Origin of the sequence: Pseudoalteromonas sp. SiA1, from assembly GCF_018732205.1 — a bacterium.
Classification (GTDB): Bacteria; Pseudomonadota; Gammaproteobacteria; order Enterobacterales; family Alteromonadaceae; genus Pseudoalteromonas; species Pseudoalteromonas tetraodonis.
The window spans coordinates 420,713-444,715 of record NZ_CP076085.1 but is presented as its reverse complement, the minus strand read 5'-3'; the positions used below and the strand labels follow the sequence as shown (position 1 = coordinate 444,715).

19 protein-coding genes and 1 pseudogene are annotated in these 24,003 nt (G+C 40.1%); 10 read left to right on the top strand and 10 right to left on the bottom strand.

The window, feature by feature from the left end:
- Position 1 precedes the first annotated feature (1 nt).
- On the bottom strand, positions 2-2,257 hold the full coding sequence (locus KK487_RS17375) for a bifunctional diguanylate cyclase/phosphodiesterase (RefSeq protein ID WP_013462914.1): 2,256 nt from the start codon (positions 2,255-2,257) through the stop codon (positions 2-4).
- A gap of 429 nt (positions 2,258-2,686) precedes the next feature.
- Between KK487_RS17375 and KK487_RS17370 the strand changes: the two genes are divergently transcribed.
- Positions 2,687-3,172 carry a hypothetical protein gene (locus tag KK487_RS17370; RefSeq protein WP_013462913.1) on the top strand — a complete coding sequence of 162 codons (486 nt, stop codon included), beginning with the start codon at positions 2,687-2,689 and terminating at the stop codon, positions 3,170-3,172.
- A 36-nt stretch (positions 3,173-3,208) separates the two neighbouring features.
- On the opposite strand, the gene KK487_RS17365 is transcribed toward KK487_RS17370, so the two are convergent.
- A complete protein-coding gene (locus KK487_RS17365) occupies positions 3,209-4,414 on the bottom strand; it encodes an anhydro-N-acetylmuramic acid kinase (RefSeq protein WP_036955325.1) in 1,206 nt (401 codons plus the stop codon).
- 153 nt (positions 4,415-4,567) lie between these two features.
- Here KK487_RS17365 and KK487_RS17360 point away from each other — a divergent pair.
- The 4 genes and pseudogenes from KK487_RS17360 to KK487_RS17345 all read left to right on the top strand — a co-directional run.
- A pseudogene (locus KK487_RS17360) lies at positions 4,568-4,876 on the top strand (GNAT family N-acetyltransferase); the annotation flags it as partial.
- Between the two features lie 275 nt (positions 4,877-5,151).
- Entirely contained in the window at positions 5,152-5,328 is a 177-nt protein-coding gene (locus KK487_RS17355) for a GNAT family N-acetyltransferase (protein WP_013462910.1), read from the top strand.
- Positions 5,329-5,499: 171 nt separating this feature from the next.
- Positions 5,500-6,528, top strand: a complete 1,029-nt coding sequence (gene curA / locus KK487_RS17350) for an NADPH-dependent curcumin/dihydrocurcumin reductase (protein WP_024602617.1) — start codon at positions 5,500-5,502, stop codon at positions 6,526-6,528.
- Between the two features lie 48 nt (positions 6,529-6,576).
- Complete coding sequence (locus tag KK487_RS17345) at positions 6,577-7,194, top strand: glutathione S-transferase family protein (protein ID WP_016899137.1); 618 nt, start codon at positions 6,577-6,579, stop codon at positions 7,192-7,194.
- A gap of 51 nt (positions 7,195-7,245) precedes the next feature.
- Here the strand turns inward: KK487_RS17345 and KK487_RS17340 are convergent, their stop codons facing one another.
- The 4 genes from KK487_RS17340 to KK487_RS17325 all read right to left on the bottom strand — a co-directional run bounded on the left by KK487_RS17340 (position 7,246) and on the right by KK487_RS17325 (position 13,146).
- Positions 7,246-8,781, bottom strand: coding sequence for an HD domain-containing phosphohydrolase (locus KK487_RS17340; protein ID WP_036955328.1), 1,536 nt, complete (start codon positions 8,779-8,781; stop codon positions 7,246-7,248).
- Positions 8,782-8,800: 19 nt separating this feature from the next.
- Positions 8,801-10,915, bottom strand: a complete 2,115-nt coding sequence (locus KK487_RS17335) for an ATP-binding protein (RefSeq protein WP_235420451.1) — start codon at positions 10,913-10,915, stop codon at positions 8,801-8,803.
- Positions 10,916-11,159: 244 nt separating this feature from the next.
- Entirely contained in the window at positions 11,160-11,828 is a 669-nt protein-coding gene (locus KK487_RS17330; RefSeq protein WP_024602614.1) for a response regulator, read from the bottom strand.
- The gene (locus KK487_RS17325; RefSeq protein ID WP_024602613.1) at positions 11,821-13,146 is read right to left on the bottom strand and encodes a DUF4118 domain-containing protein; all 1,326 of its coding nucleotides are present in this window, start codon (positions 13,144-13,146) and stop codon (positions 11,821-11,823) included. Before KK487_RS17325 ends, KK487_RS17330 begins: the two co-directional genes overlap by 8 nt.
- 205 nt (positions 13,147-13,351) lie before the next feature.
- Here KK487_RS17325 and KK487_RS17320 point away from each other — a divergent pair, with 205 nt between their 5' ends.
- Genes KK487_RS17320 through KK487_RS17310 form a run of 3 tightly spaced genes read left to right on the top strand, consistent with a single transcriptional unit; the run spans position 13,352 to position 16,838 of the window.
- Positions 13,352-14,806, top strand: a complete 1,455-nt coding sequence (locus KK487_RS17320; protein WP_036955330.1) for a TrkH family potassium uptake protein — start codon at positions 13,352-13,354, stop codon at positions 14,804-14,806.
- Positions 14,807-14,817: 11 nt separating this feature from the next.
- On the top strand, positions 14,818-15,471 hold the full coding sequence (locus KK487_RS17315) for a potassium channel family protein (protein ID WP_016899132.1): 654 nt from the start codon (positions 14,818-14,820) through the stop codon (positions 15,469-15,471).
- A gap of 2 nt (positions 15,472-15,473) precedes the next feature.
- Positions 15,474-16,838 carry a TrkH family potassium uptake protein gene (locus tag KK487_RS17310; protein WP_033103020.1) on the top strand — a complete coding sequence of 455 codons (1,365 nt, stop codon included), beginning with the start codon at positions 15,474-15,476 and terminating at the stop codon, positions 16,836-16,838.
- Positions 16,839-16,870: 32 nt separating this feature from the next.
- Here KK487_RS17310 and KK487_RS17305 read toward each other — a convergent pair whose 3' ends face one another.
- From KK487_RS17305 to KK487_RS17290, 4 genes are all read right to left on the bottom strand, one after another.
- Complete coding sequence (locus KK487_RS17305) at positions 16,871-17,173, bottom strand: YkgJ family cysteine cluster protein (protein ID WP_013462899.1); 303 nt, start codon at positions 17,171-17,173, stop codon at positions 16,871-16,873.
- 149 nt (positions 17,174-17,322) lie between these two features.
- Entirely contained in the window at positions 17,323-17,730 is a 408-nt protein-coding gene (locus KK487_RS17300; protein WP_013462898.1) for a substrate-binding domain-containing protein, read from the bottom strand.
- An 11-nt stretch (positions 17,731-17,741) separates the two neighbouring features.
- Positions 17,742-18,815: a porin gene (locus KK487_RS17295; RefSeq protein WP_013462897.1), complete on the bottom strand. Its 1,074-nt coding sequence runs from the start codon at positions 18,813-18,815 to the stop codon at positions 17,742-17,744.
- Positions 18,816-18,922: 107 nt separating this feature from the next.
- Positions 18,923-20,863: a RecQ family ATP-dependent DNA helicase gene (locus tag KK487_RS17290; protein ID WP_024602611.1), complete on the bottom strand. Its 1,941-nt coding sequence runs from the start codon at positions 20,861-20,863 to the stop codon at positions 18,923-18,925.
- Between the two features lie 234 nt (positions 20,864-21,097).
- Between KK487_RS17290 and KK487_RS17285 the strand changes: the two genes are divergently transcribed.
- Positions 21,098-22,402 carry an NAD(P)/FAD-dependent oxidoreductase gene (locus tag KK487_RS17285; RefSeq protein WP_013462895.1) on the top strand — a complete coding sequence of 435 codons (1,305 nt, stop codon included), beginning with the start codon at positions 21,098-21,100 and terminating at the stop codon, positions 22,400-22,402.
- 94 nt (positions 22,403-22,496) lie between these two features.
- Complete coding sequence (locus KK487_RS17280; protein ID WP_215522156.1) at positions 22,497-23,996, top strand: phospholipase effector Tle1 domain-containing protein; 1,500 nt, start codon at positions 22,497-22,499, stop codon at positions 23,994-23,996.
- Positions 23,997-24,003 lie beyond the last annotated feature (7 nt).

Below are 24,003 nucleotides of genomic sequence, written 5' to 3'. Positions count from 1 at the left end.
GTTAATTAACCGTTAGGTATTCAATAACCGTTGCTGCTGCCACTGGTTTATAAAAGTAATACCCCTGAAAACGTTTACAGCCAATATCAACTAACATATCAAACTGTGCTTGCTCTTCCACGCCCTCAGCTATAACACTTAAGTTATGGCTGTTGGCAATGGCAATAATACTTTGCACCATACTATTTGATTTAGAGTCCACCAAAATATCATCAACAAAGCTCTTATCTATTTTCAGTTCATCTATCGGTAAGCGTCTCAAAAGACTCAGTGATGAATAGCCTGTGCCAAAATCATCCATTGAAAAGCGTATTCCACGTGACTTTAAGCTCTTAATCGTATCAATCACATGTTCAAGATTATCCATAAAGAGGGATTCTGTTATTTCTAAAATGATACTTTGCGCAGTAACATTATGCGTCTCTAAACTGTGTAATAATGTAGGAATAAATACACTACTTTGAAATTGCATTACTGAAATGTTTATTGCCAATTCAAGAGGGGTATCGCTGTGTTGCTGCATTTTTGCAAACTCACCAATAGATCGCGCTAAAACAAAGTCACCAATTTTAAAAATTAAATCACTTTGCTCTGCAATAGCAATAAACTCAGCGGGTGATACCATACCAAGCTCACCATCTTGCCAACGAATGAGCGCCTCCATAGCATGGATTTTACCCTGTTCATTTACTTGGCACTGATACGCCATAGACAATGACTGCTCGTTTAACGCCATATTAAGCCGCTCTTCTACTTTTAAACGACGTAAGTAAGCTTGTTTAATATCAGCATGATAATGACACAGCCATTGGCCGGTATCTTTTGCCCACTGGTTAGCTAAATGCGCACTTCGTACGAGCTTACTCTTTGTTATACCATGCTCTGGATAACAGGCTATGCCCACACTTATATTAAGTAATCGTTCACTATTGTTGGTTTCATATTGCTGGATTGCTGACTCTAAAATATGCTCGAATGCACGTCTGTTTTGCTCATCAAAAGTGTGAGGTGCAATAATACAAAATTCATTCCCACTATTTCTAAATACTAAATAGGGTGATAAAAATGTTGTTTTTAAAAAGCCAGCAAAGGTTTTTATCGCTTTATCGCCAAACTCCATGCCAAAGCGATTATTCATAGAACGCAAGTTGGTAATGTTAATGATTGCTAAGCTAAACGATGTTTCTTTTTTTTCTTCAAAGCTATCTCGTAACGCTTTTCGATTTGGGAGTTTGGTCAAATCATCATGTCTTGAAAGATGGAATAGCTCATCAATACGCTTTTTTTCAGCACGTGCAATAAGCCTAAAACCAAAAAATAGCACCATACAAATAAACACATAAACTAGGACATACAAGCCAACTTTCCAATAATACAGATTTTTTATTGGTTGCATCGCCATTTGTGACAGAGTCCACAACTGATAACGGTTATCAAATTTTGCTGAGGTGATATACGGTTTGCCTTTTACCGTCGTTTCTATGCTAAACACTTCCTCGGAAGATTTAAGTGTTTGCTTTGTTTTACCTGTTTGCTCTATCAAAGCATTACCCGATAACCCCAATGCCTCTTTAGTCTGGGTTTTTATATAACTTGCTATATCTGCATCTCTAACCGAGCTGTATTGAATAAAGCCATCTATTTCTCTTGCTAGCATGATGTAATCATCACGATTACTTTGCAAAATATTTAAGTACTTAGTCCCTCTCGACACCGCCATACCTGCCGTCATAACCGCGATTACTGTGCCGCTCTTATCGCGTAATGCTTTTCTTATTGGGATCACCCACTCTTGTAAAGATTCATTAAAGTAAGTCTGTCCTAATACCATTTTGTCTGATACGAGGGTTTGCGCAAAGCTTTGGCGTGTATTTTTATTTTCTTTCAGGTTGATCATGGTTGAAGCGTTTAAGTTTGAGCTGTAATAAATAATCTCGCCTTGCGGATTAAACAGTCCAAAGCCTAATAACACGGGATTTTCGAGCAAAATATTATCAAGAAGTTTAATTGTCGACGTTTTTTCATGTAAATTATTATTAGAGAGAATATCTCTACCAATTAAATCTAGCATCAGCTCTTTATTTCTAAGGGTGCTTTTAAGTGCTTGCGCAGAAAATTCCACACGATTTTGGGAGCTCGTGCGGTAATCTTTTTTGATGTTTTTCCACTCGTAAACCAAAAGCACGCTTAATAAAATTAAGCCACCCAACAGCAAAAAACAGAAGAGTTTCCATAAATTATTTTTTATTAGTGCCATCTAATTCTCACAACCCCGCCACAACCTGTTTGGTAGTGTGTTATGTATTTGGGCTCTTAAAAGCACTTTATGGCTAGCTTGGTTTTTTTTCAAGCAATTTTATTGCAAAATTAAGAAAACACACACAAATAAACACCTTTAATTAACAATAAAGGCAACATTAATTAACAACCAGCAAGCTCGATAAAAGCATTATTGTTATTGCTAAGCTAAGGCCTCGTTGTGTCCTTGCATTTAATAAACGATATTATTAAGCGACCATTGTAGTTTATTTATTAAATATAATATTGATTTAAAACAATAGCTTTAGTTGTAAAATGTAATTTAAACCAGCTCATGTATGAAGTCGTTTTGTTTAGTCATAATTTTGCAATAATGATCGGTAATAATAGCTGCATTATTAATCAAAAATAGCATTTGAAGCCCCTCATGAGCGAATCTATAGTGCAACTTACCTTTGCACTTCCGTCATTTGAAGATCCTATGTCTGCGGCAATGAGTCACAGCATGGAATTTGAAACGCTATCGCAGGATGCTAACAGTCAGCATCAAATCACACTGCAATGCGTTTTACCTGAGGCTGCTCATGAAAGTGATATTATTTCACTCAGCGCAACTGAGCCAAATGCACGAGCGGCTCAATACTACACAGAAAAAACACTCAACCTATCTGATCTAGAACAAGGGCGAGTCAACCTAACTTTGAGTCAAATAGCACATAGTCATGATTTTGTGATGCAAATGATTTTGCATGGTAAGCACGGCACGTTAAAAAATAGTTTGCAGTTTGATATGCATATTAACCAATTTGGTAGTGGTTATACTGCACCTGCAACTTATATAGCGCCGCCTAGGCCGCATCGGGTACGTCAGTATTTCGCTAATATGGGAACAGCTTTACTTTCGCTTTTTTAGTTATTGGCGCACACTTTTCCACTGGTTTTTTATTACTCAATCGGCAAAGCTCACTTTTCCCATAGTGATATCTAAAATACCTTGGTTGTTATTATTTAAGCTTTGACGTTGCCCTGCCAAACATTCATTTGCCAAAATAGCAAACAGCACGGCCTCTTTGGCATCAGGATTTACGCCTAAACTCTCGGTGTTTTTAAACGCCTTAATGTTTGGGCAGTGCATCAATAATTGCTCCATTAATAATGGATTATGAATACCTCCACCACTGGCATACACTACACAGTCTTGAGTATGTTGAGCACAGTCATTTAATGCCTTAGCAATCGTAGTGGCAGAAAGGGCATTTAAAGTCGCTAAAACATCTTCGTGGTTTAGTCTTTGTGTCGTTGAATGCATTTGTGCCGCCCGTAAATAAGCTAAATTAAACACCTCAGGTCCGGTTGTTTTAGGCAGAGGTAATTTAAAAAACGCGTTATCGGTAAGCGCAGCAAGAAGCTTTGTATTCACTTTACCAGCTTTGGCAAGTTTAGCTCCCTCATCATAATGGAGCCCTTTAAAATAATGCTGTACATAAGCATCCATAATAGTATTGCCAGGGCCAATGTCAGAGCTAAAGACCGCTCCAGTATCGCCGTTTTTAGGTAAAAATGTTAAATTAGCAATGCCCCCCATGTTGAGTAAAATACGATTTTCATTTGGGCTGGCAAAAAACAAATAATCTCCATACACAGCTAATGGTGCACCTTCACCACCAGCAGCAATATGCTTTTGCCTAAAGTCACCTATCGTGGTAATGCCTGTAGTAACCGCTATTTGATCGCTGTCGCCAATTTGTAGCGTGCCATTTTTAAAATCGTGGTGGTTATGTTGGGATTGCGGGCAGTGATAAATAGTTTGCCCGTGACTGGCTATTACATCAATATCGGCTGGATTTACTTGCCACAGTGCTAAACACTGATTAACCATAGCACCATGGAATTTACCTACCCACGGATGTAACAAAGTCAGCACTTCTAAATCGCATTCGCGCTTAGCAAACACCTGTTTTATTTTAGTTTTATACTCATCGTTGTACTCAACCGTGGTGAATTTTAATACCTCTATTTGGGTATGCAAACCCGCTCCGGTTATTTTACATAGCGCCACATCTAAACCATCTAAAGAGGTGCCACTCATTAGGCCAATAATTAAACGACTAGGCTTTTTAGCGCTATTATAAAGGGCGGCAATGTGTGGGTGCATAGTGACTCTGTGTAGGTACTTTTTATTATATTTTAAAAGAGTTTAAAGCAAAGTTATAGCTGTATACACTTTAATTTTAAAAAGATAGTTTCATTGTTTAAACGCCTAAAGCTTACTAGGTTATTGGTTGATAATAATAAACTTATTTACCATATGATGATTTTACGTGAGTTCAAGCAACACGATACCTTTCAAATCGTAACCATTTTGAACAATCAACAAGTAGCTCGCTATTTGTCCTCTAAAATTCCATTTCCGTATACGCAGGCAGATGCGAATTGGTGGATAAACGAGGGAGCAAAATGTGGCATCATTAAAGCCATTGAAGTTGATGGCCTGTGTGTTGGTTGTATTGGTGTTATTCCTGGTGAATTTGAGTATAGCCGCAGTGGCGAAATTGGCTATTGGCTTAGTCAGCAATATTGGGGGCAAGGTATTATCACCCAAGCCATTGGGTTGATTATTAGGGTCTGTTGACCTTTCAAGGTTAAATTTGCAACAGTCTGTTTGGTATTTAGGCAAGGCAGAGCCTATGAGGTGTGGTTATTCCCCATAAATAGGCGATAACGCAGCATTAATGCTAAACAGGCGCTGCCCTTCGGGTTCTGCCTAGGGGCTATTTACTCTTTGTTGCTCGGTTTTGACTTAGCCCACTAGGTTACAAACCTCGCGCCGCGATTAAACCGCCCCTAGTTTGAACAAATTGTAATCCGCAAAGGTCAACAGACCCTAAAGAAGTGTTTAAAAGTACTAATTTAAACCGTATTTATGCGGCTGTATTTGCTGGTAATGCGGGCTCAATAAAGGCGCTGCTTAAAAGTGGCTTTAATACCGAGGCTATTTTAAAACAAGCAATTTATAAAAATGGTCACTATTTTGATAGCCATATATTTAGCATGCTAAAAACAGAGTAATTATTCTAATTAAATGTTTGCAAAGGTTGAATTAACCCCCTCTCGCCCAAAGCTCGTGTATCAAGGTACAAATTTTATCTGCCTATCCGCGCATTATTGTTGAGCCGTGTATTGTTTTAAAGCTTAAACATTCGGTAATAGGTGGTTTTTCACTTTATTTTGGAGATTTTTATGTCTACAACTAGCCGTCAATTTACTTTAGCCTCGCGCCCACATGGCGCCCCTACCAATGACAACTTTGAATTTAAAAGCAAAGAGCTTCCATCGTTAAAAGAGGGCGAAGTACTGTTGCGTACAATTTACTTATCATTAGACCCCTACATGCGTGGCCGTATGAGCGATGCTAAATCGTATGCCGACCCTGTCGAAATTGGTGATGTAATGGTTGGTGCAACGGTGTGCCAAGTAGAAACATCTAAAAACGATAAATTTAGCGAAGGCGAATGGGTATTAGCGTACACAGGTTGGCAAACTTACGCCATCTCAAATGGCGAAGGCTTAATGTCATTAGGTAAAGAACCAACAAACCCTTCATACGCATTGGGTATTATGGGTATGCCTGGCTTTACCGCCTACATGGGTTTACTCGATATTGGCGCCCCTAAAGCAGGTGAAACCGTGGTCGTTGCAGCAGCAACGGGACCTGTTGGTGCAACGGTTGGCCAAATTGCTAAAATTAAAGGCTGTAAAGTGGTTGGAGTTGCCGGTGGCAGCGAAAAATGTGCTCATGCCGTTGAAAAGCTAGGCTTTGATGCCTGTATTGATCACAAAGCCGATGACTTTGCCGAGCAATTAGAAAAAGCATGTGACCAAGGCATTGATGTTTATTATGAAAATGTGGGCGGAAAAGTGTTTGACGCCGTATTACCTTTGCTTAATACCTCAGCGCGCGTGCCTATCTGTGGTTTGGTATCGCAATATAATGCGACCAGTTTGCCTGAGGGCCCAGACCGAATGGGCATGTTAATGGGACAATTACTAACTAAGCGCATCAAAATGCAAGGCTTTATTATTTTTGATGATTATGGCCACCGCTATGACGAATTTGCACAAGACATGCAAAAATGGCTACAAGACGGAAAAATTCAATACCGCGAACATCTAGTAGAAGGCATTGAAAACACCATCAGTGCATTTAACGACATGATCAGTGGGAAGAACTTTGGTAAAACCGTAGTAAGGATTAACAGCCCACTATAATAACATTCAGGCTGTGTTGTAATTCAACACAGCTCAATAAGGAAGAAAATGATTAAACTACACCATTTAAATAAATCTCGCTCTAAACGTATTATTTGGTTACTAGAAGAGCTTGAGGTCGATTACGAAATTGTTGCTTACCAACGTAACACTGAGACTTTTTTAGCCCCTGATGAGCTTAAAAATGTGCATCCGCTGGGTAAATCGCCAGTTATAGAAGATGATGGCTTAGTGATTGCCGAGTCTGGCGCTATCACAGATTACCTGATCACTAAATATGGCAAAGGTAAATTTGCCCCAAAAGCAGGCACCCCTGATTACGTTGACTACCAGCAATGGCTACATTTTGCAGAAAGCTCAGCAATTTTACCGCTTTTACTCAAAATGTTTGTGCAAAAAGATGGTGCTAAAACCCAGTTTTTAGAGGGCTATGCTGATGCAGAAACCGCTAAAGTGATTAGCTATTTTAACAGCCGTCTTGAAGGCAAGCGTTATTTAGTGGGCGAGACCCTAACCGGAGCCGATTTTATGATGTCGTTTATTGTTGAAATCGTTAAAAATGCAGGCCAGTTAGAGCACTTTAAAAACCTGGTTAAATACGATGAGCAATTACAATCTCATGAAAAATTTCATACCGCTAACGAGTTAGAAGCCAAGTACGACTAACTTACCTTTCGCTTTGATTGTGGTTTCACAGTCAAAGCGATACCCGCTTTTCTATTCAGGCCTATCCAGGTAGATTTGTTTAAAATCATTAAAATGTGCTTCAAAAAGTGCAACTAAGTTTGGATCAAAATGATTACCTGCACCTTTAATTATTTCCGCTTTTGCGTCATCCATACTCCAAGGCTCTTTATAACAACGGCGACAACATAACGCATCAAACACATCAGCAATCGCAGTAATTCGTCCCTCTAAACTGATTTCTTGCTGTTTTTTTGCGTGCGGATAACCGGCTCCATCCCAACGCTCGTGATGATCAATCGCAATGTTTGCAGCCATATCAATAACAGGATTAGCTGTCCCTTTGAGAATTTCCCAGCCCTTAGTGGTATGCTGTTTCATAATTTCCCACTCGTCAGCATCTAATTTTGCCGGCTTGTTTAAAATGAGATCTGGTACACCTACCTTTCCTACATCATGTAATTGCGCAGCTAGGCTAATTTTATCGCAGTACGCTTGATTTTGATTATGCAGCTGCGCGAGTAATTTTGCATATAAGCCAACCCTAATTACGTGAGATCCCGTTTCCTTGGAGCGCGACTCCATGGCACCTCCCATCAGTAAAATAGCCAGCTGCTGGGTTTCTTCAATTGAATTAGCTAATAATAAACTTTCAAATGTGAGAACAACATTGCCCAAAAACAAGTCAACAAGCTGTTGCGCTTCTTTTTTAACCGGTTGCAATGATTGAAATGCGAGTATTGAATCTAGACCTTTTTGTGAATGATGAAAATAAACATAATGATCTTCTGCAATAAAATTCTGCTTGGTTTGTTTCGCCCTTAAAAAGTACTCTTGATGCTTTTTCGGAATACTATCAATACCACTTCCCGTGAACAGATGTATACCTGAGACTTCCCCTTCAATCATTTGCAACTTTTCATCTAACTGACAAATACCAAATACTTTAGGCGCATCAATATATAAATTGGCCGAGCTCATATTCAGTACAAGTTTTAACTCTTCCATGACAACAGAGGTAAACTCTACCAAGTCACCAATTTGGGTAATGGTAGAGATAGCTTTTATTAGTCTTTTTAAATTATAGCGGTGAGTTTGTAGCATACAAATATCGCGGTAGGCTCGTAAAGAGGTATAAAAAATCAATTCAAGATCTTGGCTTTGCAGTTGGCTCTTCGCTTTATAGCCATCAATATCATAATCGCGAATAACACTGCGCTCAGGCGCAACCCCAGGCTGACCTGTTCGCAAAATAATTCGACTATAACCATTTTGTAAGTCTTGGCGAATAAATCGCGCAAGATCTAATCCTGCATGTTCTGTTTCCATTACGACATCTAGTAAAATTAATGCGTAACGTTCTGAGCTTTGTAGTTTCTCTTTCGCCTCAGATGCACTGTAAACACTGTGTAGTTCAACAGGGCGTTGCTCAAATTCAAAGCGCTTCATTGCAAGTTGAGTTACCTGATGCACCGAGTCATCGTCATCAACAATTAAGATTTTCCATGGCTTAGCATTGCTGTTGGCAACCGCTTTATCTGACACTACATCATCTTGTAACCACTCCATAAACACACCCTGCTATTTATTAATTCGGTGGCGTTACCGGAAATTGAATGAAAAAATAAACGCCTGTGGATTCTTTTTGCTTTACTGCAATTTGCCCTTTCAGGCGGTGAACTACGAGGTTATAAACAATATTCATCCCCAAGCCACTGCCGCCACCCGCTCTATTTGTAGTGTAAAACGGGTCAAACACTTTTTTCTGAACTTCATCTGTCATGCCTTGACCACTGTCTTGATAATGAATACAGACAGAGTCTGAGTACTCAATATGAACACTTATCTGCCCTTTTTTTCTACCATTTTGAAAACCGTGAATAATTGAATTCATTACTAAATTAGTGAAAATTTGCGCTAAGGCACCAGGATCAGAATACACTTCTGGCTCAGGCTCCGTTGCACTAATGGTAATATCAACCGGTGTTGCTTTAAGGGTATGATAGAGGCTTTTTAGCACCTCATTAAAATAACTACTTACATACAAATTACGTAATTCTTCGGTTGTTTGATCAACCGCTACACGTTTAAAACTGCTTATTAAATCAGCGGCACGTTGCATGTTTTTTAGCAAAATGTCACAGCTTAAATCAACTTCACTAATAAACTCACTAAACTCTGTTTTACTTAAGGTGCCAGAAGCCACTTTGTTTTTAGTTTCGATTAACATTTCTCGCAAATGAGATGTCGCTGTCACACAAACACCTAACGGTGTATTCACCTCATGTGCCACACCACTGACTAAACTTCCAAGTGAAGACATTTTCTCTGCTTCAACAAGTTCCTGCTGAGTGCGACGAAGCTCTATGGTTTGCTCAAGTAGAGCCTGCTCTGCCTCATGGCGTTTACTCGACATTAAATTAATAGAATCACTTAAACTGTCATAAGGGCTGCGCTTAGAAACTGTTTGAGAAAAATCCCCAGCTGCAATCGCAGAGCAAACCTGATCAATATCTTTACTGGCTTTAATTAAACGCTCAAAGCTTCTAAACATGGTGCCAAGCTCATCCTTTTGAGTCATATACTTTTGAACATGAATAGATAAATCTCCATTAGCTAGCTGTTCAACAGATTTAATCGCAATATTAATACGCTTGGTTGTTCGGTTAATAAAATACCAAAAGAGTAAAAACACCAGTAATACACTTGCAAAAGCCGCTGCCAATAATGGGCTAAATTGCGCTTGAATAGGCCCAATAATATCGGTTTCAGAGCGACGCACTATCACTGTCCAATGCCCAGTGGCAACCTTGGCTTTATCAAAATAGAATATTCCAGAATCAAAAGGATCGTTAGCAGATAATATTTCTCTTGCTTGCCCCTGTGATTTTAGCTGTTTGGCTATACTTGCATAATCTGTGTCTAAAATGGCTTTCGTTTTTAGTCCTGAATGATTTAATGTCGTGGCAATCACGTTGTCACGTTGGCTGAGTAACAAAACATCAATTTTTAGTTGCTGCTTTATGGTTTGTAAGAATTCCGTTATATCAGCAAGTGCTCTATCTACACTTGCCATACCGACAAATTCGCCATTAATAATAATTGGCGAACTTTGTTCAACCAGCATTCTTCCCTCGTAAACATAGGGCTCAGTGATCATCGTCTCGGTATTACCATCACGTAAAAACTGTTGACGTACTCCCTCATAATAAAGACTTGATTCCATATCGACCAAGGGCTCAAGTAACAAACGTTCAGAGTCATTAAAATCACGATGCCAATAAGGTAAAAAACGGCCAGTTTGGTCTACATAAACGCCCTCTTTTAACGGTGGAGCATTAATATAGGCTTGATCTTGATTATCGGCATTAGGCTCATAACCAAACGAAGCCCCCACAAATGAAGGGTTCATTTTAAGCACTGCACGAACAAAATTAATACTTGCCTCTCTATCACCAAACAACCCATTTTGCTGTGCTAAGGCCATAATCTCTGTAGTGCGTACCGCTAATTGCGTTTCTTCATTTACCTTCGCGGCAATCGTATCTGCCGTCTGGCTTAAATTTAGTTTTGCTTGTATAACAGCCTGATTAAGGCTAGTTGAATACCAATAACTCAAGATACTGGCAATAATGAGCATGACGGGCAATGCCAAATACAGCAGCATCTTTCCTTGCAAAGAGTGTATGAGTGGTAGTCGCATAATTTTAGGCTTAAACAAGCAAGCCAACATCCTGAGGATCTGAAGTATTAAGCTTAAAAATTAGACTATAAAAACTTTCTAGGCAAATCAATTGTGTAGAAATTAATGCAGAAGCGGGGTATTAAAATACCCGCTATATAACGGACAAGGTTGTTAAATAGAGTATCGCTTGGAAACAAAAGCGTTATTTATATAATTTATCAGACTCGCTGAGTTGTAGAGCAGACTGTAAAGTTCTTATTGTTTAATCGACCAACCGATAACCCACAGCGGGTTCAGTTAATATGTATTTTGGACTAGCAGGGTTAGCTTCTAGTTTTTGTCTGAGCTGCGCTACATGTACCCGCACATATTCAGGACGGTCTATGTACTGCGCTCCCCAAATATGGCTTAAAATTGCATTATGAGTGAGTACTTTATCTTTATTTTGAAACAGCAATAATAATATTGCGTACTCTTTTTTAGTCAGTTTTATCTCATTCCCCGAGGTGGTTACTATGTGCTTTTGTGGATCTATTTTTATATTCCCACAGGTAAACGCCACACTCGGCTGACTTTGGGTGCGCAATAACACCCGAATTCTGGCGAGTAACTCATTCGCGCTAAACGGTTTGGTAATATAGTCATTTGCTCCATTATCAAGCGCGGTTACCTTTTCAACTTCGCCATCTCGCGCTGACAGCACCAAAACAGGTAAGGCACTCCATTGTCGAAACTCAATCAGCCAGTCTTGACCGTCCATATCTAACAAGCCTAAGTCTAATAACACAAGATCATAACTTTGCTCACTTAAACGTGCAAAACCATCTAAGCCTTTATCACAAATACTTAGCTCGTAACCACTGGCTTGCAACAAGGTTTTTAAAAAGCTTTGTAAAGGGGGAGAGTCTTCCAATATTAAGATTTTAGTCATTGTCTTTTTCCCAGATCAATTTTGCGTACGCCATCTGTGTCTCGTTGTTAATTGTTAATGTAAATGTACCTTGGTGAAATTTAGCTACCACATCACAAATAATACTGCCCAGCCCAACGCCTTCATCGCTACTTGTTTGCGCTTTAGTGATCACGTTATTAGTGAGAAGTAACTGATAACATACCTTTTGCTGATTGCTACTTTGAGTAAATTCAACGCTCACCTTCCCATCACCATAACGCCATGCATTTTCGAGCATATTAGCTAGCGCAATTTCTAATAAAGTCACATCCCCTATGCATTTTGACTGAGCGTCTATATTGGTATCTATAACAAAATGAGTGAGTTGCTGCTGTCTGCGAGCTTTGGCTTCACTGAGTAATGCTTGTAAGTTTATTGTTTGCCAACATAGGTTTTCACCCATTTTATTAACTCGGCTTAACTCCATGACTTTATCAAAGTGCTGATTAAGTATTTTACTTTGCTCATAAATATTACTCGCTTGCTCTTTTATCACGCTGTCGCTGAGGGTAATTTCATCATCTGCAAGCATGCTGGATGCGCCCATAATAGTTGCCAATGGTGTGCGTAAATCATGTGACAAACTACGTAAAAGTGCATTTTTAGCGCGCTCTAATTCCGCTTGCACCGAAATAGCAGCCGACTGCTGGCGTAATATCGTTTTTTCATGTACTTGATAAAGCAGCGAGATAGCGGTATCAGCAAAAGCTTTTTGCCCTTGCGTTAACCGTTTAGTAAAATTAAACCCGCCCCAGCTCGGGTTAGCCTCACTAAGTAATATAAATTCACTGTTGCCTCGCGGTGCTGCAGGCATAAATGTGCAAGATGCATTTAAATGCTTACCGATCCGCTGTACAAAGTACTTTTTTTGTTCGTCCAGCGTATCTAGGCTATTTAGGTCTTTTGCCAGTTCATACAAGGTGCGGCTATTACTTGCGTGTAATTGCACATCTCTGACTTTAGTACTGAGCTCCCCCGCCAATTGACTGATCACAAAACCAACAATTAGCATAACAATAAAAGTTACTAAATATTCTATGTTTTCAATATGAAAAGTAAAATTAGGGGCAACAAAAAACCAATCTGTACATGCGACACTTACTAAGGTGGTCAGTATCGCAAGGCGACGGTTACTACGTACAGCAACCCAAGTCACCCACAATAACTGAAGCATTACAATATCGGTAGTAGTAAACCAGTTACGTACAGGGAAAATGGCCATAACCACAATTAATGGCATTATTAACGCCAAAAAAAATGCTTTATACCACCTTGGTTTGGCCTCGACCTGATTCATTAATTATTCCTCTAACATTTGAGCACTTAGGTTACTGCCTTTTCGATATTGCCTCTATAAAGTTTTTATAAAGTTTTTTATCTCGTTCGTTAAATCTTTATAAAGCTTTGCAGTGCAGCGCTGACTTTAGTATTTGATCCCGTATATTCAACTCAACTTTAGTGATTGCGTGTTACCTGCAATAGGTATTTGATAAGGCGTATTGATGATAAATTGGAAAATCACCTTAAGACTACTCGCCTTTCCTATTATTTGGATGGGAGTGGTGCAACTAGTATTCGCAGCGCTTTCATTATTTATTTTTAAAGATCGCGTTATTAGTGCGTTTCTTATTTCTGGCGCAACGATGATCTCAGTCGCTTTAGTGCTACTTATCAATTTACGTAAAACAGATTATACCGGCGCAACATTCAGAGATGCACTCATTTACGCCACAGTAACGTGGATTATAGCCGGTGTGTTAGGCGCTATTCCCATTTTGGTTGTCACTGGCGTTAACTTTAGCGATGCAGTATTTGAGTCAATTAGCGCCTTAACTACCACTGGTGCAACCGTGCTATCAGGGCTCGATAACATGCCTGCTAGCTTTTTATTGTATCGACAATTTTTACAATGGATGGGCGGTTTAGGCATAGTAATTTTTGTAGTGGCTATTTTACCTATGTTGAATATTGGTGGCATGAAATTACTAAAAGCAGAAACCCCAGGCCCCATTAAAGACGAAAAATTAACTCCGCGCGTTGCCAGTACCGCGCATTATTTATGGGGTGTTTACTTTGCAATCACGCTACTTTGTATTTTAGCCTATTACGCTGGCGGAATGAGTTTATACGATGCGATTGCACATGCCTTTACCACAGTTTCAACTGGGGGGTTTTCAACGCATGATGCCAGTATGTGGTATTACCGCAGCCATTTACTGCTGTGGATAGCTAATGTCTTTATGCTTGCAGGTGCGATTAACTTTGCCTTGCACTTCAAAGTGGCGCACAAAAGAGCCATTACTAGTTATTATCACGATGAAGAAACACGTTATTTTATTTATATCGTCGTATTTTTATCAGTTCTTTTAACCACCATGTTGCTGCTTAAAGACAGCTACTCAAATGTACTTGAAGCATTTAGTTTCTCCACATTTCATATTATTTCTTTTATTACCAGCACCGGTTATGGCGCAGCAGGCTTTACTGACTGGCCAGCTGAGGCTGGGTTTTTGCTGGTTATTGCTGGCTATCTTGGTGGTTGCGCAGGTTCAACCGCTGGCGGAAATAAAATAATTCGTAACATTATTGTTGGCAGAATGATTAATAACAATATTAAACAGCTACTTCATCCAAGAGCGATATTTACACTTAAATATCAAGGTTCGCCCGTTAAAGAAGATGTACGCCATGCAATTATGGCATTTATGACCTTTGCTGTTGGTACAAGCTTACTGTTTACAATGTTGCTTATGGCAACGGGTCTTGATTTTTGGAGTGCATTTACTGCGGTAGCTGCTTGCGTCAATGTACTTGGCCCTGGGTTTGGTGAAGTTGGCGCTAACTTTCAACCCGTTTCAGATACCGGTATTTGGATACTCTCGGTCGCTATGATCGTGGGCCGGTTAGAATATTTTACTGTTTTTGCACTTTTTACTCATAGCTTTTGGAAAAAATAACGAGGAATAATATGGCACATTTTACAGTGATTGGTTTAGGTCGCTTCGGCATTGCAGCAAGTCTTGAGTTAATTCATTTAGGGCACACAGTGACTGGCGTTGATAGTAACCCAAAACTCGCCGAAAAGTATGTTGAGCATTTATCTGAAACCGTCGTTTGCGACTCCACCGATGAAGCCGCGCTTAAAGAGCTTGATTTAGCGAGTAGTCAGGCTGTTTTAGTGGCGATTGGGGAAGATATGCAATCGAGCATTCTGTGCACGCTTGCATTAAAAAACTTAGCTGTTGAGCAAATATGGGTAAAAGCGAGTACTAAAGCCCATCACACTATTATCTCTAAATTAGGTGTAACACGCATTATTCACCCTGAGGAAGAAATGGGGGTGCGCGTTGCACAAGCGCTTAATTACCCGATAGTGAACGACTATATTTCATTAGGCAATGGCTTATACGTTGTTGAAGTAAGTATAAAAGCTCACCTACATAAAACAAAACTAGGGCATCTACTCAGAGAAATAAAAGGCACTGTAGACCCTCTATTGGTAAAGCGCGCCAAGCAAACGTTTGTCAAACTTGATGACGACTTTGAGTTACATACCCACGACACCTTACTGCTATCAGGTAGCCGAGTCGAATTAAACTATCTAGCTCCAAGGCTCTTATAATCATGGTTTTATGGCACCCTCTCAAAACGCCTATTGAGCGCAAAGTCAGTGGGCATAAAAAAATCAATGCGGCTCCGCCTCTTATTTTATGTTGCAGTTTTTTAATATTAATAACGCTAGGAGCATTGGCATTAAAACTGTCTTTTGCAACCTATGAGCCTATTTCATGGATACAAAGTGCGTTTACGGCAACCTCTGCGGTGACTGTAACTGGACTGGTTGTAGTGGATACCGGTTCAGTGTTTACCCCTTTTGGACAAGGCGTTATTGCGTTATTAATTCAACTGGGTGGTCTGGGGTTAATGACCTTTGCGGTTGTAACTTTAATGGCACTGGGTAATAAAGTTGGCTTTATTCAAAAAACAGTCACCAAAGCTGCTTTTAATCAAACAGATACATCTACGTTGGTCAATACCGCTAAGTCTGTTTTACTGTTTGCACTAATCGTAGAATCCATAGGCGTTGTTATTTTAACGCTGTATTGGCTACCTGAAATGGGTTTACAGAAAAGCTTTTTTCATGCTCTTTTTTATACCATTAGCGCTTTTAACAATGCAGGGTTTGCATTGAGTCCTAACAGCTTAATGCAGTATGTTGATGACCCCGTTGTGAATTTAACTATTACCGGTTTGTTTATTATTGGTGGGCTTGGCTTTACCGTATTAATGGATTTATATAAATCAAAGCGTTGGGCAAAGCTCAGTCCCTACAGTAAATTAATGTTGATCAGCACAGTTATTATTAACGTTATTGCATTATTGCTTATTTACGCGATTGAATACGATAATCCAAAAACACTGCAACCACTGTCTGAAGTAGGTAAATGGTTAGCTGCTTGGTTTCAAGCTGTCACTCCCCGTACTGCGGGATTCAATACCATTGCTATTGAAGAATTAAAAAATGCCAGCACCGCTTTAACTATGATGCTTATGTTTATTGGTGGCGGCTCTTTAAGTACCGCAAGTGGCATTAAAGTCGTTACGTTTATCGTTTTAATTTTAGCAACCTATAGCTACCTAAGACGTGACAAAGGCGTCACTGTGTTACGCCGAGAAATAGACAAAGAATCTGTGTATAAAGCATTAGCTTTAACCATTATTTCAGCAGGAGTCACTTGGTTAGCTATTTTTACCTTACTGGTCGTCGAAGATGCGCCTTTTTTAGATGTTGCTTTTGAAGCGGTATCTGCACTGGGGACGGTAGGGCTTTCACGTGGTTTAACATCCTCGCTATCACCACTGGGAGAGTTTATTATTATGTTTTTAATGTTCATGGGCAGAATAGGTCCGCTCACTATCGCCTATTTTTTAGCAAGTCCACGCACTAAAAAGCTAAGATACCCAAGCGCGCAACTCTCTATTGGCTAACAAACATTCACGCGGGTTAATCAGCCCGCGTTTTAAATACCCGCTAGCTCCCGCTCAGTAATACACTCACCCGATGCCATTTCAAATTCTCGACACGTTAATGGGCGATTTTCGTAAATAGTACACATGAGGGTATTTCTATCAAGTGCTTCGCACCAGCCATCGTCGCCGCGCTTCATGACCTCACTGCCCCATTTGTCGTAATCAATATATCGAAAAGGAACACCGGTATCAGTGACAATACGCACTTCTAATTGGCAGCAACACGCTTGGCAGTTAGCGCAAGTGACTGGTTGGGTATTGATATTTTCAACAGCAATGATTGAGTTTGGCATACAGACTTTTGATAAATGATATACAAGCTATAGGATACACGAGCGAGGCAAGGGTGACAGTAAAATAATGTCAGATATTAAACATCGTTATATTGTAATTAACTAATCACTAAAAAAGCGTGCTGATTAACCAGCACGCTTATTTAAGATTAAAAATTGAAAACCACTTTAACGTTATCCGATACAGCTGATGAAGAGACAAAGCCAATGGTGTCAGGGTTAGCTGCGACCATTTTGATTACTTCACTGTCATTTTCTAACTCTTTAGGTGGTGTGCCCTTTCCTGTGAAAATTAGTTTTGACCAATATGCTTTTAACTGAGAAGACGTTTTATTAAGTAATTTACTATTAAATTGCTCGGTTGCAGCACTACTTGGTTCTTGAGATATTGGAATGATCTTATTGCCATTGCTAAATGACTTTTCTTTTCCTGTATAAATTCGGCTGATAACAGACTCATCAAAGCTACTTTCATTTGAAGGATGCACGATAATAGCAAAATCTGCATAGGCGAAGTTCGTAAACAGGAATATTACACTTAATATTAATTTTTTCATTTTACTTCTCCTTAAAATACAACATCGACACCAAGCGTGATAGCTTTACTATCACCGGCCACAGCTAAATCAAACGAGTCATCTTTGACTCTATCGTATTGCACTTTAAATGCAGCTGACGGATGAAAGTCCCACCTCACACCAACAGCAAATGTATTATGCTGCTCTGTATCACCTTCACCTTCTTGTTCGAAGTCTGAAAACATGACATAAGGTGTAATAGAGTCAAAACGATAGCCCGCACTGATCATATAAGTGTCGAGATTACCATCTAAGTCTAAGCGGTTAAGCTCACTTAAAACGAAAAAATCACCAAAATCAAGATTTGCAGCTAAACCATAAAATTTACCATCTCTGCTATCTTTGCCGTCCCACAAAACCGGTTCACCCGCACGAAAACGCTTGTTGGTGTATTGCATGTGGGTCACTCTTAGTTCGAGCCAGTCACGATTTAGTAACAGTACGCCGCCTAACATATCTTCCCAAATTTCTCTTGTTGGCTCTTGAAAGAAGAAGTCTGATAATAGCTTGTTATCGTCATCGTCCTCTTTACCGGTATAAATATTCGCAGACACTCCCCAGTCACCTATAGAACCTGAGTAGAGTAAATTAACGCCCTCGTAGTTAAATACTTGCCATGTATAGTTATCTGCAGGGGCTCGCATCCATACATATGCATAACCTACATCGAAAAAGTCTGAGTAGTAAAATAGTGGTAAACGCTTCTTACCTGCTTGAATAGTCCAATTATCATTAATATCGTAAGAAATATAAGCCCATTCAAAATTTGCCTCAAAGTCGTTGACTCCTCTGGCAACTAGCTGACCTGTTACAGAAAGACCTTCACCCAAATCGCCTGATACCTGTAATCCAATCAAAGACTCTGGCGAAAAGGATAAATCTTCAGTGTATGCACTAACATTTGGATAGTCCGCAAGAAATGTTGGTTCAACGCCATATTGCGGGACACCTGTACCGCTCAGTACCTTACCTGCATTAATACTTGCAAAACCCGAAATATTAATTTCAGCATAACTACTTGCTGATATAAATGCTCCCAATAGTATAATTTTTTGCAGTTTCATTGATCACCTCATTATTATAATGGCTGTCATAGCCAACTTGAGTATAGTAAAGCAAGAAAAAGAAACAAAAAATTAACACTCTTTTATTTTTATACTGATTTCTAATATTATTTAGCCATCGACCTTGATAGCAATGTCCCTTTAATTTCGCTGTAGCGCTGTTGCTCGCACAGTGCAAAACCACTTAGTTGACGTACTTTATTACGCGCAAACAGTGGCACGCTCATTCCCGCTAAAAACCGGCATTGGGTTTCAATACCCACATTGTGTACACCTTTAGTTGCCATGTGCGCTAAAAACTCATCGACCTTTTGATAAATAAGCGCTGTATCAATCGTTGCAGGGGGAATTGAATATTCAAGCTTAACTGAATGCCCACGACACACCGAGCAATGTCCACACTGCTGTGGCGCATTCGCATCATCAAAGTAACGGGCTAAGTTATAGCTTAAGCAAGATTGCAGCTCAAAAAAGCGTACTAAAGCAGCAATCCGTTTTATTTCCGCTTGCTCTTTATCGGTAAAATAATCGTGTAACTGCTGGGCAAGTGCAGGATTATTAATCACCTCGCTATGCACTTTGTACACGTGAGTAATACGTTTGGTTTCAAGGGTGATAAGGTTTTTTTCAGCCAAATAGTCAAGCGCGGCTACCACACGTTTACGGTCAACCTGCGCGGCTTGCGTTAGGGAGTCAAAATTAAGTGTGCCCCATATTTTTTTAAAGTCGGTATGACTAAATATTTGTGTTAAAAAAGCTTGGCGCTGCTCATCAAACTGGCTAAGTAACTCATTTTTATCAACCAAAAATTTATACTTAAAATCGGCATAATAAGCATACTGCGGGGTTATTGCGCCTTGCATTTCAAGCTGTACCAGCAAGGTTTTAAGGGCAAGTTGGCGAATATTACTCTCGCTTGAAAGGCTATATTCTTGCATTTCCCATTGCTGTTGAGCTTGGCGAATATCGTTAATAACATATTCAATACTGCTGTACTCTGGGGTATCGCCGTAAATAAAGTTTTCTACTGTATTTAAGCCATCTAAATTAGCCAAGGTATAACAATTTGATGGGTTGCCGTCACGCCCTGCGCGGCCAATTTCTTGGCTGTAGTTTTCTATTGATTTAGGTAAATCGTAGTGAATTACAAAGCGTATGTCTGATTTATCAACCCCCATACCAAAGGCAATGGTAGCAACCACTACATTTATTTTGCCTGCCATAAAATCGTCTTGAATTTGCCCGCGTAGGGTGTCTTCAAGCCCTGCATGATACGCCACTGCTTGCAGGCCCTGCGCGCTTAACATATTGGCCACTTGCTCAGCACTTTGCTGCAGCGTGACATACACAATACCGGGGCCGGTTTGCGCACGGACAATTTTAGTAAGCTCATTGTTTTTATCCGCCGTTTTAACACTCAGCACATTTAAATCTAAATTAGCGCGATAAAACCCCGTTTGCACAATACATTGTGGCTCAATAGCAAAGCGCTCGGCCATATCGCGTTTTACTTTTTTAGTGGCGGTAGCGGTTAATAGTAGCACTAACGGAATATTTAGCTCTTCACGATAACGAGGTAGTTTTAAGTAATCGGGTCTAAAGTTATGCCCCCATTCAGATATACAATGCGCTTCGTCAACAACCAACATAGAAAGCGCCACTTGGCTTATAAACTCCCTAAAGCGTTCGTTTTTAAAGCGCTCAACCGACACCATTAACACTTTAACTTTACCACTTCGTACGTCGTTCATTACAGTGCTACTTTGCATTTGGTCTTGGCTTGAGTCGAGGCTGGCGGCATAGATTCCTTTGCTATTTAAAAAGCTAATTTGATCTTTCATCAAGGCCAATAACGGCGATACCACCAGCGTTAAATGCGGTAAATGTAACGCGGTGAGTTGATAGCACAACGACTTACCCGATCCTGTAGGAAATATTGCCAATGATGATTGGCCATTTAGCAGCTGCTCTATGGTTTGTTGTTGTCCTGCTCTAAACTGATTAAAACCAAAATGTTGCTCAAGAGACTGAACTAGCGAGGTACTCATAAAAGCGTCCTTTTTATGTCGGTGCCCATAAATGCTGTAAATGCGCAGTAGATGAAATATTTGCATATCAGTATACATCAAATGACGTGATTTATTGCTGACATATCCTTTAATTAGGCGCACACTATAGCCCCATAAAAACGTGCTTTGCCAAAATAATTTTTTGATACCCAAGTCATTTTAAAAATCAACGTACAGAAATTGCTTCGGTATATTATTTTTAAGGGCATAGTCATGGATATAACCATACCAAAAATCGTCATCATCGGCGGTGGCGCTGGTGGGCTGGAGCTAGCAACTCAGTTAGGTCACAAACTAGGAAAGAAACAACACGCAAATATATTACTCATCGATAAAAATCGCACTCATATATGGAAACCGTTATTGCACGAGGTTGCAACTGGCTCTATTGATGCCGATTTAGATGGGGTTGTTTACTCCGCGCATGCTGCCAAACATCACTATAACTTTCAACTTGGTACCTTTTGCAACCTCGATAACAACAATAAAACCATCACCTTAAGCCCTCTATATGACGAGTTAGGGCATCAAATTTTACCTAAACGCACCGTTCACTATGATCATTTAGTTATTGCTATTGGCAGTGTGAGTAACGACTTTAATACGCCAGGCATTAAAGAGCATTGTTTTTACCTAGATTCAAATCAACAAGCAGAGCGCTTTCAACACGCGCTGCTGGATAACTTTACTCGCCTTCATCAAGACGATGACCCATTACACTCATTAAACATCGCCATTGTTGGCGGTGGAGCAACTGGGGTTGAGCTCTCGGCTGAGCTGTATCATGTTTCTGATTTACTAAAAATATACGGTTTAACCAATATGTCGGCTAAGCGTTTACATATTCATCTGATTGAAGCGGGCCCCAGGATTCTTCCGGCGCTGTCTGAGCGAATTGCCAGTTCGGCCAAGCGTGAGTTATTAAGATTAGGCGTCACCGTTCGGGAAAATACCCAAGTTAAACAAGCAACCGAACATGGCTTTATCACCAATGATGATGAGCAAATAAATGCGGATATTATGGTGTGGGCGGCGGGCGTAAAAGCACCTGACTTTATTAAAGAGCTGGGTATTTTTGAGCTGACTCGTAATAACCAAATAAAAGTAAACGAGTACTTACAAAGCAACCTTGACCCACAAATATATGTGCTCGGTGATTGCTGCGCGTTTACGCAAGATGATGGTACGCAAGTGCCGCCACGCGCACAATCGGCACATCAAATGGCACAATGCGTTGAAAAAAACTTAATCGCCACATTACGTGAGCAGCCCCTTAAAAAATTCGAGTATAACGACCATGGCTCACTGGTTAATTTATCGCGCTACAGCACAGTAGGCAGCTTAATGGGTAACCTAACCAGTAATAGCTTTTTTATTGAAGGTAAAATTGCCCGCTTTATGTATATTTCATTATATAGAATGCATCAGCGCGCTATTCATGGCAGTGCCAAAACCTTTGCTTTGTGGATCAGCGAAAAAGTGCTGCGTGTTGTGCGTCCTAAAATGAAGCTGCACTAGCCAAAATTAAAGACAGTGGTAATTTAAGTTACCACTGTCTTTAATTTTTAATATTAGCTATATAAAGTACACAAAAATTTTAAGGAAACAGGCTATGTCGGATAAAACGCTTATTTTTAATTTTGATGGTACCGGCAGTGAACCCCGAGACGCAGATCAGTTTAGTACAGAGCATTTTAAAGAAGACGCCAGTATTTCTAATATTTTAAAACTACACTTATTGCTCGGTGGTAAACTTGATGATTCTCCCACCACCCCATTTTCCAAACAGTTAAGTTTTTATTACCAAGGCATAGGCACTAAAGGTAGTCGTTTAAAACGAATTTTAAATCAAGCGCTCGCCCCACGTTCAGACGATGTAGCCAGCATTTTAAATCAAGCTATTAATGATTTTAAACAGTATTACCAAAGCGGCGATACCCTCCTACTAACCGGCTTTAGCCGAGGCGCTGCATTAGCGCGGCGATTTGCAAAGTGCTTAGAGCCACTCATACATGAAAAGGTGTATTTATGTGTGTTTGATACAGTGGCCTCGATTGGCATGTCAAAGGTGAGTAAAGCCACTTGGGGTGCAGAGCATGTTATTTTTGAAAATCACACCATTGCCAGTAATGTCTCTGAGGCGCTGCACTGTGTAGCGCTTGATGAAAAACGTCGCGCCTTTGAACCGACGTTAATGAACCAGCAAGCTAACATTACCGAGCTGTGGTTCGCAGGAGCCCATTCCGATGTGGGAGGCGGCTACTATCGCGATGGACTTGCCGATATTTGCTTGCGTTATGCATTTGAGTGGCTTATTGCTCAGCCGCTGTCAGTTTCATTGCTAACCAGTCATGACATCGATTACGAAAACCTTTTACCTGAGAGTAACTTGGTTGCCCAAGACGATGTGACTGTTATTCCCGATCCACTGGCGTTAAGTCATCAGCAAAATTACTTTTGGCTAAACCCATTTTTTAAACTTGTTGATAGGCAGTGCTGTGTATTAATTGACGATGAAATCAGCCACGTCGCCCCATTAATACATCACAGTGTTGCACAGCGAATTAATAAACTAACCAGCTATCGCCCCGAATCGTTAAAAAACTTACATTATAAAATGATTTACAGCGACGACAGCACGTTAAACTTTATGGGACTCAGTGCCCATATAATGCTAGCCAACCAAAATATGAGTTTACTTAGCATAAACCAAAGCCAAGATGTGATGGTATATGCCAGTGAAGCCTACAACGCCACCGGCTTAATGCTTGCCCAAGGTGCGACCTACCGTTTTACACCTTATCCTAATCAATATTGGTATGACGATGGTATAAAGTGCTCTCCTTCTGGGTGGCATCGCGATAACGTGCAACTCGGCGTTAAAGAAATCCCCATGGCATTACTTGAGCCATTTAGACGTTTAGCTACAGCGCAGTGGTTTAGCTTGATCGGCACGATTGGTCAAAGCGATGAACATGCCTTTGAAATTGCTGAAGGCGTTGAAATAACCATTAAAAAATCGGGAGAGTTTTGCCCTTTTGCTAATGATTTAAGTCGTTTTTATGGTGCGAATGCCGGTAGGATAAAACTTAAAGTAACGCGATTAAGCTGATAATCAG

Excerpts from the sequence above, each read along its gene's own strand:
- KK487_RS17375 (WP_013462914.1), bottom strand. The coding sequence starts at position 2,257 with ATGGCACTAATAAAAAATAATTTATGGAAACTCTTCTGTTTTTTGCTG.
- KK487_RS17335 (WP_235420451.1), bottom strand. The coding sequence starts at position 10,915 with ATGCGACTACCACTCATACACTCTTTGCAAGGAAAGATGCTGCTGTAT.
- KK487_RS17345 (WP_016899137.1), top strand. The coding sequence starts at position 6,577 with ATGATTAAACTACACCATTTAAATAAATCTCGCTCTAAACGTATTATT.
- KK487_RS17315 (WP_016899132.1), top strand. The coding sequence starts at position 14,818 with ATGGCACATTTTACAGTGATTGGTTTAGGTCGCTTCGGCATTGCAGCA.
- KK487_RS17340 (WP_036955328.1), bottom strand. The coding sequence starts at position 8,781 with ATGGAGTGGTTACAAGATGATGTAGTGTCAGATAAAGCGGTTGCCAAC.
- curA (WP_024602617.1), top strand. The coding sequence starts at position 5,500 with ATGTCTACAACTAGCCGTCAATTTACTTTAGCCTCGCGCCCACATGGC.
- KK487_RS17300 (WP_013462898.1), bottom strand. The coding sequence starts at position 17,730 with ATGAAAAAATTAATATTAAGTGTAATATTCCTGTTTACGAACTTCGCC.
- KK487_RS17370 (WP_013462913.1), top strand. The coding sequence starts at position 2,687 with ATGAGCGAATCTATAGTGCAACTTACCTTTGCACTTCCGTCATTTGAA.
- KK487_RS17325 (WP_024602613.1), bottom strand. The coding sequence starts at position 13,146 with ATGAATCAGGTCGAGGCCAAACCAAGGTGGTATAAAGCATTTTTTTTG.
- KK487_RS17285 (WP_013462895.1), top strand. The coding sequence starts at position 21,098 with ATGGATATAACCATACCAAAAATCGTCATCATCGGCGGTGGCGCTGGT.
- KK487_RS17310 (WP_033103020.1), top strand. The coding sequence starts at position 15,474 with ATGGTTTTATGGCACCCTCTCAAAACGCCTATTGAGCGCAAAGTCAGT.
- KK487_RS17305 (WP_013462899.1), bottom strand. The coding sequence starts at position 17,173 with ATGCCAAACTCAATCATTGCTGTTGAAAATATCAATACCCAACCAGTC.
- KK487_RS17295 (WP_013462897.1), bottom strand. The coding sequence starts at position 18,815 with ATGAAACTGCAAAAAATTATACTATTGGGAGCATTTATATCAGCAAGT.
- KK487_RS17320 (WP_036955330.1), top strand. The coding sequence starts at position 13,352 with ATGATAAATTGGAAAATCACCTTAAGACTACTCGCCTTTCCTATTATT.
- KK487_RS17280 (WP_215522156.1), top strand. The coding sequence starts at position 22,497 with ATGTCGGATAAAACGCTTATTTTTAATTTTGATGGTACCGGCAGTGAA.
- KK487_RS17290 (WP_024602611.1), bottom strand. The coding sequence starts at position 20,863 with ATGAGTACCTCGCTAGTTCAGTCTCTTGAGCAACATTTTGGTTTTAAT.
- KK487_RS17330 (WP_024602614.1), bottom strand. The coding sequence starts at position 11,828 with ATGACTAAAATCTTAATATTGGAAGACTCTCCCCCTTTACAAAGCTTT.
- KK487_RS17365 (WP_036955325.1), bottom strand. The coding sequence starts at position 4,414 with ATGCACCCACACATTGCCGCCCTTTATAATAGCGCTAAAAAGCCTAGT.